The organism is Cerasicoccus frondis (genome assembly GCA_031296915.1).
In the GTDB taxonomy this organism is placed as follows: domain Bacteria; phylum Verrucomicrobiota; class Verrucomicrobiia; order Opitutales; family Cerasicoccaceae; genus Cerasicoccus; species Cerasicoccus frondis.
The window spans coordinates 52,488-68,517 of sequence record JAVDPC010000014.1; the positions used below are offsets into that span (position 1 = coordinate 52,488).

The window sequence follows — 16,030 nt, forward strand, 5'->3', positions numbered from 1 at the left end:
ATATAACGTCCCTGGGTCGCAGCGAAAGCTGCGGCCCTTTTTATCTCAAGAGCAATGGCAGTTTTAATTGCTCTAGAGATAAATGCGCTTGCGAGGGTGGGGGATAACCATGTTGGGCTATTTAGCCTAACGGTTTATATTTTTCACCCGATGCTACTTGTGGTGTATTGACACGTGCAAACGTCTGAGGTTTTATTTTAGCCTAATGCGTTAGGCGCTTCCTTTAATGTCTATCTCTCGTTAAGGCTCCTTTGGCCTTGGCATACCCGGAATCCAACAACTCCAACAAAAGTTACCCCCTATGAGAATACACCCCCTGAATTTGGGCGGCTTCAGTGTGTTTGCGCTGTATTTGTCTACCAGTCTTAACGCGGCGACGTTTTACGTTGATCCAGTCAACGGCAGCGCCGCTGGCGATGGCAGTGCGGGCAGCCCCTGGGCTGACTTGCAGGACGTCATCAATACCCATGTTGAATCGCAGAAACCCGCATCATACCCCTACAGCGGCTCCTTAACCGCACACAACTCAGGCGCCGCTGTCACTGCAGGCGACACGATCCAGCTTTTGTCGGGTGACCATGGTGAGATTTCACTCTACGGCTGGTATAATGCTGGCGAAATAACCATTGAAGCGGCGCCTGGTGAAATTCCAGTCTTGCGGAAGTGGGAACTCAAAGGGGGCAAAAACTGGACATTGCGCGGATTATCCATCAGCGCGGAACCATACGGAACACCAAGCACAGGGCAGTTAGTCAGCTTTGAGGGGCACGGTTGGCATGGGCCAGCTAGCGAATGCATCATCGAAGATTGCGAGGTCTACACCGCCGCCGACACCAGTAGCTGGACGGCGACGGACTGGACAAGCACTGCCGCCAGCGGCGTAAAGCTGTATGGCGACGACATGATCGCGCGCGGCAACCTAATTCGAAATATCGACTTTGGCATTTCAGTGGGTGGCGACAATGCGCTCGTTGAGTACAATGAGATCATCAATTTCTCTGGCGACGGCATGCGTGGTCTCGGAGATTACGGAGTCTTCCAATACAACCTCGTGATGAATTGCTTCGATGTGGATGGCAATCACGATGACGGTTTTCAATCCTGGTCAGATGCAGGTAGCGGCTCTGGCTCGGGAGTGGTCTATGGCATTGAGCTTCGCGGGAATGTCTTCATTGAAACCGATGATCCCACTCGCGCATTGAATGGACCATTGCAAGGGATTGGCTGCTTTGATGGCATGTTTGAAGATTGGGTCATCGAAAACAACGTGGTTATGGTTGACCAATGGCATGGCATTACATTGCTCGGCGCGACCAACTGTGTGATCGCCAACAATACGGTTGTTGATCAGGAGCTTCGCTCTCAGCGGCCTTGGATCCAAATCGGTAACCATAAGGATGGATCGCTGAGCAGTGGAAATTTGGTGGTGAACAACATTGCCCGCAGCATCAGCTTGGTTGGATCGACGAGCAGTCACAACCTGTCCGTCGACCCTACGGATTACGCATTATACTTCATGGATTCAGCAAACTACGATGTGCGCCTGATCAGCGGCAGCCCGGCGATAGATGCGGGCACATCAAGCAACGCTCCATCCGAAGACATTGCTGGCGATCCGCGTCCGCAAGGGGCCGCCTACGACGCAGGTGCTTATGAATATGCACCTGCTATTAATATCGATGGGGAGTGGTCGGACACGCAACTGAATGATGACGGCGTCGCGTCCTGGGGTGGAAATCAGTCGGCTCGCGTGGGTGGCTCGACTAGTGTGACGGAGGGCGTGATGATCTTCGTTTATCAACTGCCGACGCTTGGCGCTGGTGAAACGATCCTCGACGCGAACCTGGACTTCACGCTGCTGAGCATTGCCAACGGAACTTTTGCAGGTGAGGCCGACCTTTACGGCATTGGATACCGCAGCAGCAGCTCAGTGCTGGCGAGTGATTTCTACAACGGAACTTACGGCGGCGATACCGGCGCCACTGAACTTCAGCAGGGCATCATGTCGAACACCGAACCCGTGGGCGCGATCTCAACCGACTCCAGTGGCGACTGGAACCTGACCGACTACCTCAACGCCCAATATGACAACGGTGCTGTCGGCGGCGATTATGTCTTCCTGCGTGTGAACTCCAGCGAGACGGATCACGCACCCTATCGCTACTGGAATGTCGCAACCTCCAACCACGCTACGGTTGAATATCGGCCAGTGCTTTCCGTCGAAATCGGCGACGAGTAAAAGTCCGTTGATTTAGTATTATGCCAAGCCCCGGATCTTCGCATGTCCGGGGCTTTTTGCGCGCGCCAGATTAGAGCAATTTTCATCTAGATTGGCCGAGTCAGGTGGGGTAGAGGTTGGATGCAGCGCTATGATTGTTCTTTGTCGAGGAATGTCGCGATATCCGGCAGGTGTTTTTCCCAATGCCCGCTGGCTAGCCTGACCAGCCAGGGGTCCGTTGGCCGGGTGAGGTCGATGGTTTCCTCGGGTAAGTCGTCTTCATCGATCTCAAGCAGGTCAATGGCGTCGAGGTCGTCGTCGAAGGCTAGGGATAGCCGACGAGGCTGGGGTTCCAGCACGAGTGCGGGATTCTTCACACGGCCTTTTTTCACGATCTCAAAGAGGCATGGGAAGTGTTCACTTTCAAAGGGTTTGCGGAACTCGCTAAACCATTTGTTGGGCACATCCTCGCGGCGGTTGAGCAAGACCACGTCCGAAAAGTGAATACACGCGCGATGCCAGAGCTCGAGCTTGGGCTCCTGGTGAAGCAGTTGGCAGTGCAGCACTGTGATGATGCGGGCGAGTGGCTGTTTGCTGATTTGGAGCCACTCGCTGAATGCCTCGACGGCGTCGAGAGGATTACTGCGACCGGAGGCGATGATAAAGAGTGCGACGGCTTCCTCAGGCGTCTGTATCTGGCGCAGATCATCGTAAGTGATTAAGCGATTGGTCCCACGCGCTTCTAGTTGCTCATCAGCAGGTGAAGCCGGTTCGCTTAAAGACTGGGCGACGGCGACCACTTCATCGTCATCAAATCCCCCTTCAATCAAATCGCGCACCACTTCCCGGCGCCCGGCGCCCTCTGCGCCCAGAATGAAATACACTTCAGCCATGGAGATAATTCTGGCGTTTGCGTGCGAATTACCAAGCACGTTTTGTGGTTAGTTGGCTTAAAAACTATGCACGTGCGCTACGCTCGGCCTCGTAGATGGCGGCGAGTCGGGCGAAGTCTTCATCCTTGGCGCCACTGATGATCACGTGGTCGTAGTGGACGGCCTCTTCGAGCTCATTAATGGCGGTTTTAATGCGGCGCTGAATCTCGGCGTCGTCGTCACTTTGTCGGTGTTCCAGGCGTTCACGAACTTGCTCGGGGGTGATCTGGATGAAGACTGTGACTACGCGGCCACGCAGAGCCTCGTTGTCTTGAGACGCCTTACGGTAGGTCGCAGCGCCCTGGACGTCGACATTCAGCAGCAGGTCGACTCCGGCGCGAAGCTTGGCGTCGATCTCGCGCTTGAGGGAGCCGTAGTAGCGGCCATGCACTTGCGCGTGCTCGTAGAATTCCCCGTTGTCGATCATTTGCTGGAACTGTTCCGGCGGGAAGAAATAGTAGTCGACGCCATCCCTTTCACCGGGCCGGGGGTCGCGACTGGTGGAGGTGATGACGCGGCCAATCGTGTCGTAGTTCTTCAGCATGCGGTCGCAGACGGTGGTTTTACCGCTGCCCGCAGGACCAGATACGACGAGCATGAGTCCGGATGAAGCTTGGGGTTCCATGTCCGGAAAATGAGGGGGAGAGGGTAAAGTTTAAAGGAAAAAGGGAACTGCAAAAAAGAATCTCCCCCTTAGATTTGGTGGTGCTCCCTGCTTGGCTCGCTGAGGGGCATCTCATTCCCCAGTTCCACTCAACTGGCATTTGCACACGGTGCAAATCCTTGGAAGCAACGGGCTGTTGCCTGCTTAGTAGGTGAACGACGTGACCACGAGCAACACGCCGTAAGCCATGAATGCGCCCCCAAAAAGCTTGGGGCGTTTGGGTTGAGCCCATAGCCACTCAAACAGATCACGCATGAGATAGGGCATTGTTCCAATGAACATTGCGGCAATGATCAGGAGATAGACCAGCGAGACCAGGAGCAGTCGCTGGGGCACTTCATATTGCATGTAAGCAGCCCCAAGCAGTGGGCTTGCGCTCAGCAGAATCAGTCCGGCCAGTCCTCGCACCGCCAGAAAATCTGGAGTGTAGACAAAGGCTCCCAAAGCGGCGGCCCCAAAGATTGCGAGCATGATCACTTTGTAGTCGCCAAAATCGGCTTTGCCCAACTGGCTTACGTGCCAGAGGAACCAGAGGGCGGCCCCGCCAAATAGCACAATGGCCGCAGGCTTCGAGCGCAGTAGGGTGAATGCGCGCTTTTGCACCGCTGGCCCGCCTTTAAAAAAAGGTAGGCCCCACGCGATCAGCACAAGGCCGGTCAAAAGGGTTGCTAGAAAAAGCGACATGAAGCCAAGCACGATGGGGAATGCCGGGCCTCATGGAAAGCCAAAAAAGAGTCGGGTATTCATGAGCCCTCAGCCCTAGCTTCAGGGGCCGGGACTGGATCTTTTTCTAGAGTTTTTGGCTCATTTGTGAGACTCGGGGCTAAATACCCTTTGCTCTTTGCCGATAGGAGTCACCAGTCACAACTTTTCCATGTTCCTATCGAATCAAGATTCTATGTCTAATGATGCTCAGTCGAACTCACCTGATGAGTTGTCGCCGAAGCAGCGCTTTGAATTAGAGCGTTGGGCGCGACTGCATGGCATGTCGGTGGAGGAGTTCTTGAGTAACAATATTGCCGAACAGCAGCGCATTTTTCGCAACCACAAAAGCAAAAGCGCTCACTCCGAAGGCGATAGCGATGTGAAACGGGTTGCCCGAGGCTAAAGCGCTTTTCATCTAACTTGGCCTACAGATCGATTGTATAATCCGATTTCGGTGGATTTAGGACGCTTCCGTTTTGTACTGCGCCCGATTTTTCCAACTGCCCCGCACCTGCACTCATGGCTTTGCGCGCCTTGGCTTCCTGCGCCTTTTGTTCGGCGGTGGGTTCTGTTGTGGCGCAGGCGGTGAGCAGCGCAGCGGCGATTAAGGCGAGGGCAAACTTCATAGTTGTGGTGAGTCGGTTGTGAGCAGTGGTTGAATGATGGGCCAAAGGTTGTCGGCGATGATTTGCTGTCCCTTGGCGTTCGGGTGCATGCCGTCGGCCAGGTTAAGCTCCGGGTCGCCCGCCACGCCATCGAGCAAAAACGGGATCAGCACGGCGTCGTTTGCCTCAGCCAGCGCGACATAGGCATTGGCGAATTCCTCGCGGTAAGCCTCGCCCATGTTCGGCGGCATGAACATCCTTGCGACGACGAGCTGCACATCCGGGTAGCGCGCTTTGAGTGTATCCAGGATCGCTTGCAAATTCTCCTGCATGTTGGCGACGGGCAGTCCGCGGAGCCCGTCGTTGGACCCCAGCGCGAGCACGAACACATCGATGTTCTGCTTCTTGCGAGTCAGTCCTGCCAGGGCCCAGTTGAGGCGAGCTAGGCCGCCGGCCGAGGTTTCACCACTCACGGCGGACGCGACTACCTCGTAGTCCGACTGCAAGCCGTCAGCCTCGACTTTTTGTTGGAGCAGCGCCGGGTAGCCCTGATCGGGATCGAGCCCGTAGGCTGCAGTCAGGCTATCGCCGTAAAAGACCACGGCTGCAGGCTTGGCGAGGGCCCCGAGCGGCGCTGCTAAGAGGAGAAGCGAGGCAAAAAAGCGATGGAACCAGTTGGCGCCCTGCGTGTTGTTTAACATCATCGTTTGCAAAAGAGTCTGAAGCGTGTTCCTAAATTAGCAATGCCGGATAACCAACCAACACCCGCCAGCGCGCCCGTGCTGGAAGCCATCGACGTGCGCAAGAGCTACCAGGCTGCCCACGGAACGCTGGAGATCCTGAAGGGCGTCAACTTCACCATCGGCGCTGGCGAGACGCTGGCCATTGTTGGCCCGTCCGGCTGTGGTAAGACAACGCTTTTGGGGCTTTGTGCCGGACTCGATAACCCGACCTCAGGTTCGATCAAGTTGGAGGGCGTCGCCTGGGAAAGCCTCACGGAGGACGGTCGCGCCAAGCTCCGCAACGAGCACGTGGGCTTCGTATTTCAAAACTTTCAGTTGATCCCGACCCTTACCGCGCGGGAAAACGTGCTGGCCCCGCTCGAGCTGCGTGGCGAACGCGGCGTGGAAAAGAAAGCGCTTGAGTGGCTGGACAAAGTCGGCCTCGTCGACCGCGAGGACCATTACCCGATCCAACTCTCCGGCGGCGAGCAACAGCGCGTGGCGCTGGCCCGCGCGTTCATTAACGACCCGAAAATTCTCTTTGCTGACGAGCCCACGGGCAACCTCGACCCCGAGACCGGCGAGCGCATCGAGCACCTCCTTTTCGACCTCAACCGCGACCATGGCGCAACGCTGGTCCTCGTCACCCACGACCTCGACCTCGCAAATCGCTGTCAACGCAGCCTCCGCGTCCGCGATGGGCAAATCGTTCAACTGTAAAGAAGCGCCATGGAGTTGAATCTAATCGTATTGCGATCACCAGACCCGGAGAAGTTAGCCAAGTTTTACGAGACGCTTTTGGACCGTCCGCTGCCAAAGCACCGCCACGGGAAGGGGCCGGAGCATTTTGGAACTCAGTTGGGGAAGGTTGTCTTTGAAATCTACCCGCAGCGCGATGAGAATGACGCGACTGCATGCCTGCGCTTCGGGCTCGCTGTGGCGGATGTCGACCAAGTCTTCTCGGTCGTTGAAGCCAGTGGCGGGAAAATTGTTTCGCCGCCCAAAAAATCGGAATGGGGGCGTCGCATGGTCATCGACGACCCGGATGGGCACCGCATCGAAATCACCGCCGCTTCCTGATGTCCTTCACGCTCCTCACCGCCTGGCGCGATGCGCGCACCCAAAAGAAGCGACTGCTCCTGTGCGCGATTTCGATTGTATTCGGGGTCGCGGCGCTGGTGGCGATCAATTCCTTTGGCGACAATCTGAGGGCCACGATGGACGAGGAGGCGCAAACGCTGCTCGGTTCAGATCTGCGTATTTCCTCGCGCACGCCCTACAGTGAGGCGGCCAAGGCCTACATCGAAAATCTCGGCGGCGATCAGTCGCGCGAGACACGTTTTAGCTCGATGGCGTATTTCCCGAGCACCGAAGACACGCGCCTCGTGCAGGTGCGTGCGGTCGAGGGAAACTTCCCCTACTATGGCGAATTTGAGACCTTGCCCGCCGGTGTGCGTGTGGGCGATAGCAGCGAAGCGATTGCGGTCGTCGACCCCGTGCTCCTCGCGCTCTTCAACCTCAAGGTCGGCGACCCGATTAAGCTTGGGCAGCAAACTTTTACGATCTCCGCCGAAATCGTTGATGTGCCGGGCGAGTCGGCTTTTGCGGGGCTCTTTGCGCCACGCGTTTACATTGCGGCTCGGTATTTAGAGTCTACTGATTTGATCGGGTTCGGCACGATTGCCTTCCATGGCTACGACATCAAGCTGCCCAATGGCGTCGATGCTGACGCCGTGGCAGAGCGTGCGAAGCGCGACCTCGGCGATGAACGCGTGCGCCTCACGACGATTGCCAAGCGTAAGGAAGATCTTGGTCAGTCGCTGGAAAACCTTTACCGCTTCTTCAACCTCGTAGGCATGATTGCCCTGTTGCTTGGCGGCGTGGGGGTGGCGGGCGCGGTGCAGGCGTATCTGCGCGCGAAGCTGGAGTCGGTTGCGGTCTTGCGCTTCCTGGGGTGCACGGTCGGCGCGGCGTGTCGCGTGTTTCTGTGGCAGGTGCTCGGGGTGACGTTTGTTGGGGCAATAATTGGCGCATCACTCGGTGTGTTGGCGCAAGTGTGGCTCCCGGCGGTGATCGGGCCCTTGCTCCCGTTTGAGCTCGAAAGCTTTATTAGCTGGCCGCGTGTGTTGGAGGGAATGCTTTTTGGCTGGCTGATCGCGGCGCTGTTTTCCCTGCTGCCACTCTTGCCGCTGCGCAAGGTGAGCCCGCTGCGCGCGTTGCGGGCCAGCTATCAGCCGCGCCGTCAGTTTGACCCACTGGTGGCATTGCTCTGGGGCGTTATCGTCGTGCTCTTGGTCGGCTACTGCTCCTCGCAAACCGAAACCTGGTGGCATGGCGCGGCGTTCGCGGTCGGGTTGTTTGTGGCGCTGTTAGTCTTCACTGCGGCGGCAGCTTTGTTGCGCAAAGTATTGTCGCTACTTGCTGGTCGCGTGAAGAGCTATGTGTGTCGGCAGGGCTTGGCGAATCTGCACCGGCCCAACAACCGCACGCTCTTCCTCGTGGTGACGCTTGGCATGGGCGCGTTTTTAATACAGACCTTGTTCCTGATCGAAGGCGTGCTTTTGAGCGACACGCAGTTGGTCGACGACGCCGATGAGCCGAACACGATGTTCTTCGACATTCAAACAGACCAGCTCGCAGGCTTCGAAGATATCGTCAAAGGCGAGGGCATGACCATCGCTGACGGCGCCCCAATCGTCGCCATGCGTTTGGAAAAAGTGAATGGCCGCACGGTGGCGCAGATCAAGGCCGATCCGACCAGCGATATTGACAACTGGATCATCAACCGCGAATGGCGCTCCACGTGGCGGGGGCAGCCCTCGGTCACGGAAACCGTGGTGGCGGGTGAGTTTGTGGGGCAGTGGAATGGCTTTGAAGAGCCGGTGCCGATTTCCCTCGAAGACGGCATGGCCGAAGATCTAAATATCGGAGTCGGCGATACGCTCACGTTCAATATTCAAGGCCTAACTTTGCAATGCAAAGTATCCTCGTTGCGTGAAGTCGATTGGAAGCGTATGCGTCCGAATTTTTTTGCGGTCTTCCCGGACGGTGTGCTCGAGGGTGCGCCCACTTGGCACATCGCATTCGTGCGCGCGCCGGACAAGGATTCGCTCGCTACTTTGCAACGCAAAGTTGTGCAGGCCTACCCGAACATCACAGCAGTGGATTTGAGCATCGTACTGGATGGCCTGCGCGACATCCTCGGGCGGGTGGCGTTTGCGCTGCGCTTCATGGCGTCGTTCACGCTCTTGACGGGGGTAGTCGTTTTAGCCTCGGCTGTTATCACCAGCCGCTATCAACGCTTCCGCGAAAGCGTGCTCTTGCGAACGATTGGCGCCAGCGCCAAACAGATCCGCGCGATCATGGCCGTCGAATACTTCGCGGTTGGGCTACTGGCCGGATTGGTCGGCGCGCTGTTGGCCTGGGCGGCTGCGGCAAGTCTGGCGATCTGGGTCTTTGAGGCCGCCCCGTCCGTGCCGATTGTCGCGACGTTCGTCACGATTGTCGTCACGACTGCGCTGACGCTTATAACCGGCTTGGCCAATAGTCGTGGCATTTCCAACAGCCCGCCACTTGCGGTGCTGCGTTCGGAGGAGGCGGGCTAAATCTTGTAGATTGCCTCTTCCCCCAATTACAGCTTTTGCTTGGCTTGATGCTCGGCGAGGATGTGCGCCATTTGGGTAGCTAAATCAAAATCCTCCAGCATCTTATGATGCGTCACATCGACAGTTATGGCTGTCGCCGATCCATAGGTTAAGTAAGACCAAATACGCGTGAGATTCATGCGATTGGCTGAAGAGCGAAAAATGACGGTTGGAATTTCAGTCCGTTGCGGTCGGTATGACAGATACAGCGAGTAGTAGTGATCAACCAGATTGGGAGCGTTGGTTCCCGTTGGGGATTTTTCAGGAACTTGCGGTGGTTGTTCATTCCTGACGTAAAAGCCCAAACTGGTCGGTAAGCGTTTTAATTTTGTGAAGACGCCACGCCTTGCCTCACCCTTCGTCACGCGAGATAGGTAAGCTCTTATCCGTGATAGGAAATAGCCGGACATCGCATACAGGTAGACGGCTTTCGGTAAGTTGCGGGTGCTGGTGTCGATGAGCGTCAGGCAGGCTACTTCAGCGCCGCGTAGTTTCAACTGCCGCGCTGTTTCATAGGCAATGAGCCCGCCCATTGAAAAACCGCACAGGTAATATGGACCATCTTTTTGGTGCTTCAGTATGTCTTGAGCGTAGCGCTCTCCCAGCGCCTCGATGGACGGCAGCGACTGCTCTGAAATACCGGCTTTTTCTATCGATTGGATGCCATACACAGGCATATCAGCTTGAAGGCTCCTTGCGAGGTTGGTGAGGCGAAACAATTCGCCGCCCCAACCATGGATCATGAATAAAGGCTTTAGTGAGCCAGATGCTTTAAGTGTAATGATGGTGTCTACGCTGCTGTTTTGCGTGACGCCATTTTGCCGCTGTGCGAGCAATTCCGCCATCTGATGGAGGGTGGGACGGTCAAAGAGATCCTTGACGGAAAATTCAATGCCCCATTCTTTTTCGATCTGGAAGATTAACTGCATCGAAGCCAGAGAATCTCCGCCGACATTGTAGAAATCGTCATCGCGGCAAACTGAATCAATTTTCAGGATGCGCATCCAGATCTCCGCCAATGACTGCTCCCATTCATTGCGGAACGGCTCTGCGGCATCAGCTTGACTGTGTTGAAAAATTGATTCCAGCGCTCGGCGGTCGACTTTGCCATTTGTGGTCAATGGCGTTTCCTTTAGCGCTAGCCAACGAGAGGGCTGCATATAGGTCGGCAAGCGGCCATGGAGGGTGCGCTTTAAAAGCGCGATTGATTCGGCGGTTTCTTTCTCGATCACCACTGCTGCGCAGAGCTGCTTTTTTAAGCCGAGAGTCACGACCACGACGCTTGCCTGACGCACTTCGGGAAGGGACAGGATTTGCTTTTCAACCTCGTCTAACTCGATGCGGTAACCGCGGATTTTTATCTGGTTATCGATCCGCCCGTAAAAGGTAAAGGCGCCAGTCTCATCGAGCGCCGCCCGATCACCGGTTCGATAGACTTGCTTCTCCGCGCCGAATAATGGATGTGCAATAAAGGACCGTGCGTTGAGCTCCGGCCGGTTCCAGTATCCCAGTGATAAGCCATCGCCGCCAACGCAGAGTTCGCCGATCATGCCGGGTGGCAGCAGGGCGCCATCCTGATCAATGATGAAGGCTTCAGAATTGGCGATTGGCTGGCCAATGGGGAGCGCTTGAGCTTCATTAAAGTCGACTGGCGCTGGCCAGGTGCAGCTAAACGTGGTGTTTTCAGTTGGCCCATAACCGTTGATGAAATTCACATGTGGGCAAGTTGCATAAAGTCGACTTACATGTTTGGGCGAGACTACATCGCCCCCCGACATCAGAGTCTTCAGATTGGAAAAGATCGTCGGGTCTTCATCCATGATGACATGGAATAAACCCGCAGTAAGCCAGAGGACGGTTATGTTTTCCTGCGCGATAACCTTGGCGTAATCGGCAATGTCGGGCGCTTCGTCTGGCATGATGACGAGTGTGCCGCCGTTGAGCAGCGGGCCCCATATTTCCAACGTCGCCGCATCGAAGGATGGCGAGGAATGATGAAGGATGCGATCATTGGCGCCGAGGCTGACGTAGTTTGTATTCCTGACGAGACGCACAATGCCGCGATGCGGAATCAGTGAACCCTTTGGCTGGCCGGTTGTGCCAGAGGTATACATGAGGTAAGCTGGCGCGTCGGCCTTGATCGGCCCCGCATCTTGTAATGGCGGGAACTCCATTAGCGCGGGCATGGACCAGCTATCGATGCCGTTGCCCTTGAGCTTGGCGTAGCCTGCGTGGTCGGTCAGTACGCCTTGGACTTGGGCGTCGGTGTGGATCGTGCGCACACGTTCCAGCGGGTAAGTGACATCAAGCGGGACGTAGGCGGCGCCCACGCGCAGAATGCCGAGAGTTGCGATGATGAAGTCTGGGCTTCGACTAAAGTAAATGCCGATGCGATCTCCGGCTTTAACTCCTAGGGCAATGAGGCCGGCGGCCAGTTTTTGGCTGGCGGTTTTCGCTTCGGAATAGCTGAGTTGAGCATCACCGCATTGGATGGCGATTTCATCTGGATGAGCTTCCGCTACTTTGTCAAAGAGCTGAGCTATGTCGGTGTCTCGTGGATACTCGTTGGCGGGACCTTGTCCATGTGTGCTGATTTGAAGCAACTCATCAGTCGAGGTAATCCCAACCGCTGATAGCGGAGTGGATGGAGTGGATGATAAAAACGTGTGTAGGTAGTTTTTAAAATAGCCAAGCAGTCGCTGCGCGTCAGCGGGGAGGATTTTTGCATGATCGAAGCTCAGCGCGATGTGGCTGCGATCAGCCGATTGAATATGCTCGAACATCAACGGCGTTTGCGAAGCTTCCTGGTGCAAATCGAGACGTTGCACCGATTGCGTGCTGGCGAGTGGCGGAAACGTCTGCTTCGTTTCGCGCATGCGAAAGATCACTTCGTAGAGGCCATTCTTCCGATGCTCGCCAGTGGCTTCAAGCATCTCAAGGGGCGATAGGCAATCGTGCTCAAGCGCCGCGAGCAGATGAGCGCCGACGCTTTGAATGAGCGCGCCGATTGGCTGGTCTGACTGGGGCGCTATGCGCATAGGCAGCATCTTGACGAGGCAGCCCTGGGTTTTGCTGTTCAGCGGGTGGAGCCGCTCGTTGGTCGGCACGCCGATGATCAAATCATCTTGCTGAAAGCATTTGCGAAGAAAGCCAAAGACGATGGCGAGCAGGACAGAGTAGACCGTGCTCGCCTGCGTGCGCGCGAGTTGCTCGATTTGATTCGTCCATGCCTCTGAAAGCTCAAAACGATAGCCCGGTTCGTCGGTTTGGGTCGTCGGCCTACCGTCGGGGCAAAGCAACGAAGTATCGAGTGGCTGCGGTAAGTCAGCGAGTTGTTGCCGCCAAAATTGTTGTGCGCGGTGAAGGCGTTGGCTTCGATTGCGTGCCTGGCGAATTCTTAGCTCTTGATAAGCGTTATCGATTCCTGAACCAGCCGGTGTCGCTTCATTGCCGACATCAAAATAGAGGGCGCGGAGTTCATTCCACAGCAATGACCAGTTCCCCGCATCGGTGGCAATGTGATGAATGCAGAGCGTGAGTCGCCAGTCATGCGGACTCAGGCGCAAGAGGAGTGCGCGTCCGACTGGGCCGTGCTTCAGATCGAAAGGCGCTGCGGTGAATTGGTTGATCCGCCTTTCAGCGTCCTGCTCATCGAGTGCGCCGTCGGCGGAAACGAATTCAAAATTGAATGCGGCGTCTGATACGACAACCGGGCGAACGGACTCGCCGCTGCGAGAGTAAGTTGTCCGATAGATTTCATGACGCTGAACCAGTCGTTTGAGCGCTTCCCGCAATCGCTCCGGGTTTAGTTCTCCGGCCAGTTTGAGGCTCAGGCTGCAATTCAGGATTTCTGGATTGGGTAAGGATTGATCCAGAAAATAAAAATAGGACTGTTGTTGCGTGAGCGAATCCAAGGCGTCGGGGGTATCGAGGACTGCTTCGTCGGCGCGAGTTTTGGCTTGGCGGAACCGCTCGGCCAGACGTGGTAACTCCGGGAAGCGGAAGACATCTCCGATTTCAAGTGAAACTTGAGTGGTGCGCGCGATTTGGAGAACCAGGTTTGCTGCATTCAGAGAATCCCCGCCGAGGATAAAGAAATTATCACTTGGAGAAATTGTTTGTGTTTTAAGGATGCCTTTCCAGATATCAGCGATGATTTCCTCATCCTCATCGAGTGGCCGGTGTTGCTCAGTGGACTTGTTTTCCGCCAGTTGAAAAATCTTTTGGCGGTCCAGCTTGCCCGATGTCGTCATTGGAAACGATTTGCTGAACTTGAATGCCGCTGGAATGCAATAAGCCGGCACGCGGTTCGCAAGCTGTTGGCGCAGATTGTCTTCGAGTAAATGGAAGTCAGCGTCTTTCCAACCTGCAACTGGCGCGATGTGAGCGATTAGGCGGTGGTTGCCAGGCCTGGTTTCAACTGCTTGAACGGCGGCCAGATCGACATCGGGATGGGCGAGTAATGCTGACTCGACGTCATTACATTCTACGCGATGTCCATTGATTTTGACCATGTTGTCCCGTCGGCCCACGCATTCCAGGCGGCCATCTTCTAGCCATCGGCCAAAATCACCCGTCATGACGGTTATCAGAGCAGGCATCTTATCTGAAAAAATGAAACGCTCCTCAGTGAGGTCAGGACGGTTGCGATAGCCGCGCGCGAGGAACTGGCTCGTTACCTGGATCTCTCCGACTTCTCCACTAGGCGCGATTTGGCCATCGCGCCCAACGATCTTGATCTCTTTGCCTTCAGCAGGATAGCCGCTGAGCGTGGGGATCGCTTGAAGATCTGTTTGCTGATCGATCACACACTGTGAAATGCATGAGCATTCGGACGAGCCGAAGTTGATCACCAAGCGACTGCCATGGGGAAACTTGGTTTGAAAATTTTCCGCGTCGACCAACAAAGTTTTTTCTCCGCCCAGCCAGAGAGTTTTAACGCTTTCAAAAGATGATCCATGAGTTGAGCTGGCGACCAGTGATCTGAACACGGTGACGCTCATCCTGACGTGATGGATTTTATTTTCGCCCAGCCAACTCGCCAAACGATCGACGCCGTGTTCGTGGATGGGATAGGGGCAGAGTGTCGTGCCGCTCAAGATGCTGGTAAAGACGATTGAGGAGCCGGTCATGTGCTCCAGCGGAGAGAGCAGTAATTGACGCTCGCCGGGTCGAAAATGAAGGCAGTTCTGAGCCCTTTGAACCGTGTGGAGAACACTTTTATGGCTGTGCTCTACGCCTTTGGGAGAGCCGGTTGATCCAGATGTGAAGACGATCCGGCAAATGTGTTCAGGGCTTAGCTGCGGAAGCGGTTCGCTGAAATAGGCTGCCTGCTCCAAGGCTTCCTCGATGTTGAGCAGCAGCATCGAGCGAGACTCCATTTGTTCGAACTGGTTGGCTCGGTTATGATCGACAGCGAGGATATCCAGCTTCGCATTTTCGCAGAGTTCACACACGGAGTCAGCCGGAGCGTTGACGCCAGCAAAGGAAACGCCGGCGCCTGCCTTGAGGGCGCCCACCATGGCGATTAACTGGTGTTCAAGCTTCGATGCCTGGATGTAGACCATCGGCTCTACGGGCAGTTTATCGCGATGGGCGAGGATTGCCGATGTGATCAAGTTGGACCGTTGATCGAGTTCACCGTAGGTTAGCCGCCAGTCGCCAATAGCAATGGCGGGAGTTTCCGGATAGCTGGCGACTATCTGGTGAAAAATTTCGACGACGTTCGTTTGGTCACAATTCCGAATCAGAGTGTCGGATTCACTCGAATGCACAGCCATTGTCTTCCAGGACTCGATCAACCCATTCGCTTTTGAAGGCGCCCTTGCGGACTTTTTCCTCGTAGGCTTTCACCTCGATTTGGCTGAGCAACAGCTGCTTAAGCACCGCATGCAGATCGTCCTGAGGAATGACTACGAGGCCTGACGCATTGCCATAAACAATGTCGCCGGGATTCACGACAACGCCGCCGAGAGCAATCGGGAAATTGATCTCGCCCGGGCCCCGATGTAATGGCCCGGCGGTGGTTCTGCCACGGGCAAAGACTGGCAGCCCGAGTTTGGCGATTCCCTCTTGGTCGCGAATGGCGCCGTCGACAATAATTCCTCGAATGCCGCGCTGTTGAGCCTTGGTGGTGATCATGTCGCCGACCATCGCATTATGTAGGAGGCCTTTGGCGTTGATGACCAGGATGTCTCCTGGGCGGGCGATATCCAGCGACTTTTGCACCATGAGGTTATCACCGGGAAAGCAGTTGATGGTGCAGGCTGGTCCTAGAATGCTACAGCGATTTGGTGTTTGGCATTGAAACCCGGGTCCAACGCTGTAAATGCGATTCATGATATCGCTGACTGTTGTCGGATCGAATTGTAACAGCTGGAGGTAATCGGACTCGGGTGGACGTTGTATGTTCCGACGAATGCGATTGCCTGGCCCGGAATAGAGCCGAATGGAAGGCGGTTTTTCAGCCTCGAATGTAGCTTTCTCTAAATCAGGCATCTATTAATCCTGAAAGAATGGTTGAAAAGTGTAGCGGACAAT

General features: G+C 55.6%; 12 protein-coding genes. 5 read left to right on the forward strand and 7 right to left on the reverse strand.

The features are described from left to right. The first annotated feature begins 301 nt into the window (after window positions 1-301). A complete protein-coding gene (locus RBB63_RS12280) occupies window positions 302-2,239 on the forward strand; it encodes a choice-of-anchor Q domain-containing protein (protein ID WP_309384617.1) in 1,938 nt (645 codons plus the stop codon). A 128-nt stretch (window positions 2,240-2,367) separates the two neighbouring features. On the opposite strand, the gene RBB63_RS12285 is transcribed toward RBB63_RS12280, so the two are convergent. The 3 genes from RBB63_RS12285 to RBB63_RS12295 all read right to left on the reverse strand — a co-directional run bounded on the left by RBB63_RS12285 (window position 2,368) and on the right by RBB63_RS12295 (window position 4,498). Next, window positions 2,368-3,111 carry a hypothetical protein gene (locus RBB63_RS12285; RefSeq protein ID WP_309384618.1) on the reverse strand — a complete coding sequence of 248 codons (744 nt, stop codon included), beginning with the start codon at window positions 3,109-3,111 and terminating at the stop codon, window positions 2,368-2,370. A gap of 64 nt (window positions 3,112-3,175) precedes the next feature. Beyond that, a complete protein-coding gene (gene gmk / locus RBB63_RS12290) occupies window positions 3,176-3,775 on the reverse strand; it encodes a guanylate kinase (protein WP_309384620.1) in 600 nt (199 codons plus the stop codon). A gap of 183 nt (window positions 3,776-3,958) precedes the next feature. Continuing rightward, complete coding sequence (locus RBB63_RS12295; RefSeq protein ID WP_309384622.1) at window positions 3,959-4,498, reverse strand: hypothetical protein; 540 nt, start codon at window positions 4,496-4,498, stop codon at window positions 3,959-3,961. 214 nt (window positions 4,499-4,712) lie between these two features. Between RBB63_RS12295 and RBB63_RS12300 the strand changes: the two genes are divergently transcribed. Next, entirely contained in the window at window positions 4,713-4,922 is a 210-nt protein-coding gene (locus RBB63_RS12300) for a hypothetical protein (RefSeq protein ID WP_309384624.1), read from the forward strand. Between the two features lie 22 nt (window positions 4,923-4,944). On the opposite strand, the gene RBB63_RS12305 is transcribed toward RBB63_RS12300, so the two are convergent. Further along, complete coding sequence (locus RBB63_RS12305; protein WP_309384625.1) at window positions 4,945-5,145, reverse strand: hypothetical protein; 201 nt, start codon at window positions 5,143-5,145, stop codon at window positions 4,945-4,947. After that, a complete protein-coding gene (locus RBB63_RS12310; RefSeq protein WP_309384627.1) occupies window positions 5,142-5,825 on the reverse strand; it encodes an arylesterase in 684 nt (227 codons plus the stop codon). The genes RBB63_RS12305 and RBB63_RS12310 overlap by 4 nt, the downstream gene beginning before the upstream one ends. A gap of 42 nt (window positions 5,826-5,867) precedes the next feature. Between RBB63_RS12310 and RBB63_RS12315 the strand changes: the two genes are divergently transcribed. From RBB63_RS12315 to RBB63_RS12325, 3 genes are read left to right on the forward strand one after another with little or no spacing between them, the layout of a single operon-like run. Further along, a complete protein-coding gene (locus RBB63_RS12315) occupies window positions 5,868-6,566 on the forward strand; it encodes an ABC transporter ATP-binding protein (RefSeq protein ID WP_309384629.1) in 699 nt (232 codons plus the stop codon). A gap of 9 nt (window positions 6,567-6,575) precedes the next feature. Continuing rightward, on the forward strand, window positions 6,576-6,926 hold the full coding sequence (locus RBB63_RS12320) for a VOC family protein (RefSeq protein ID WP_309384632.1): 351 nt from the start codon (window positions 6,576-6,578) through the stop codon (window positions 6,924-6,926). Then, window positions 6,926-9,451 (forward strand): ABC transporter permease, encoded by a 2,526-nt coding sequence (locus RBB63_RS12325; RefSeq protein ID WP_309384634.1) that lies wholly within the window; start codon window positions 6,926-6,928, stop codon window positions 9,449-9,451. Before RBB63_RS12320 ends, RBB63_RS12325 begins: the two co-directional genes overlap by 1 nt. Before the next feature lie 26 nt (window positions 9,452-9,477). Here RBB63_RS12325 and RBB63_RS12330 read toward each other — a convergent pair whose 3' ends face one another. Together RBB63_RS12330 and RBB63_RS12335 are read right to left on the reverse strand one after the other, a co-directional pair. Further along, window positions 9,478-15,270, reverse strand: a complete 5,793-nt coding sequence (locus RBB63_RS12330; protein WP_309384636.1) for a non-ribosomal peptide synthetase — start codon at window positions 15,268-15,270, stop codon at window positions 9,478-9,480. Further along, window positions 15,251-15,988 carry an RraA family protein gene (locus tag RBB63_RS12335; RefSeq protein ID WP_309384638.1) on the reverse strand — a complete coding sequence of 246 codons (738 nt, stop codon included), beginning with the start codon at window positions 15,986-15,988 and terminating at the stop codon, window positions 15,251-15,253. The genes RBB63_RS12330 and RBB63_RS12335 overlap by 20 nt, the downstream gene beginning before the upstream one ends. Between the last annotated feature and the right edge of the window lie 42 nt (window positions 15,989-16,030).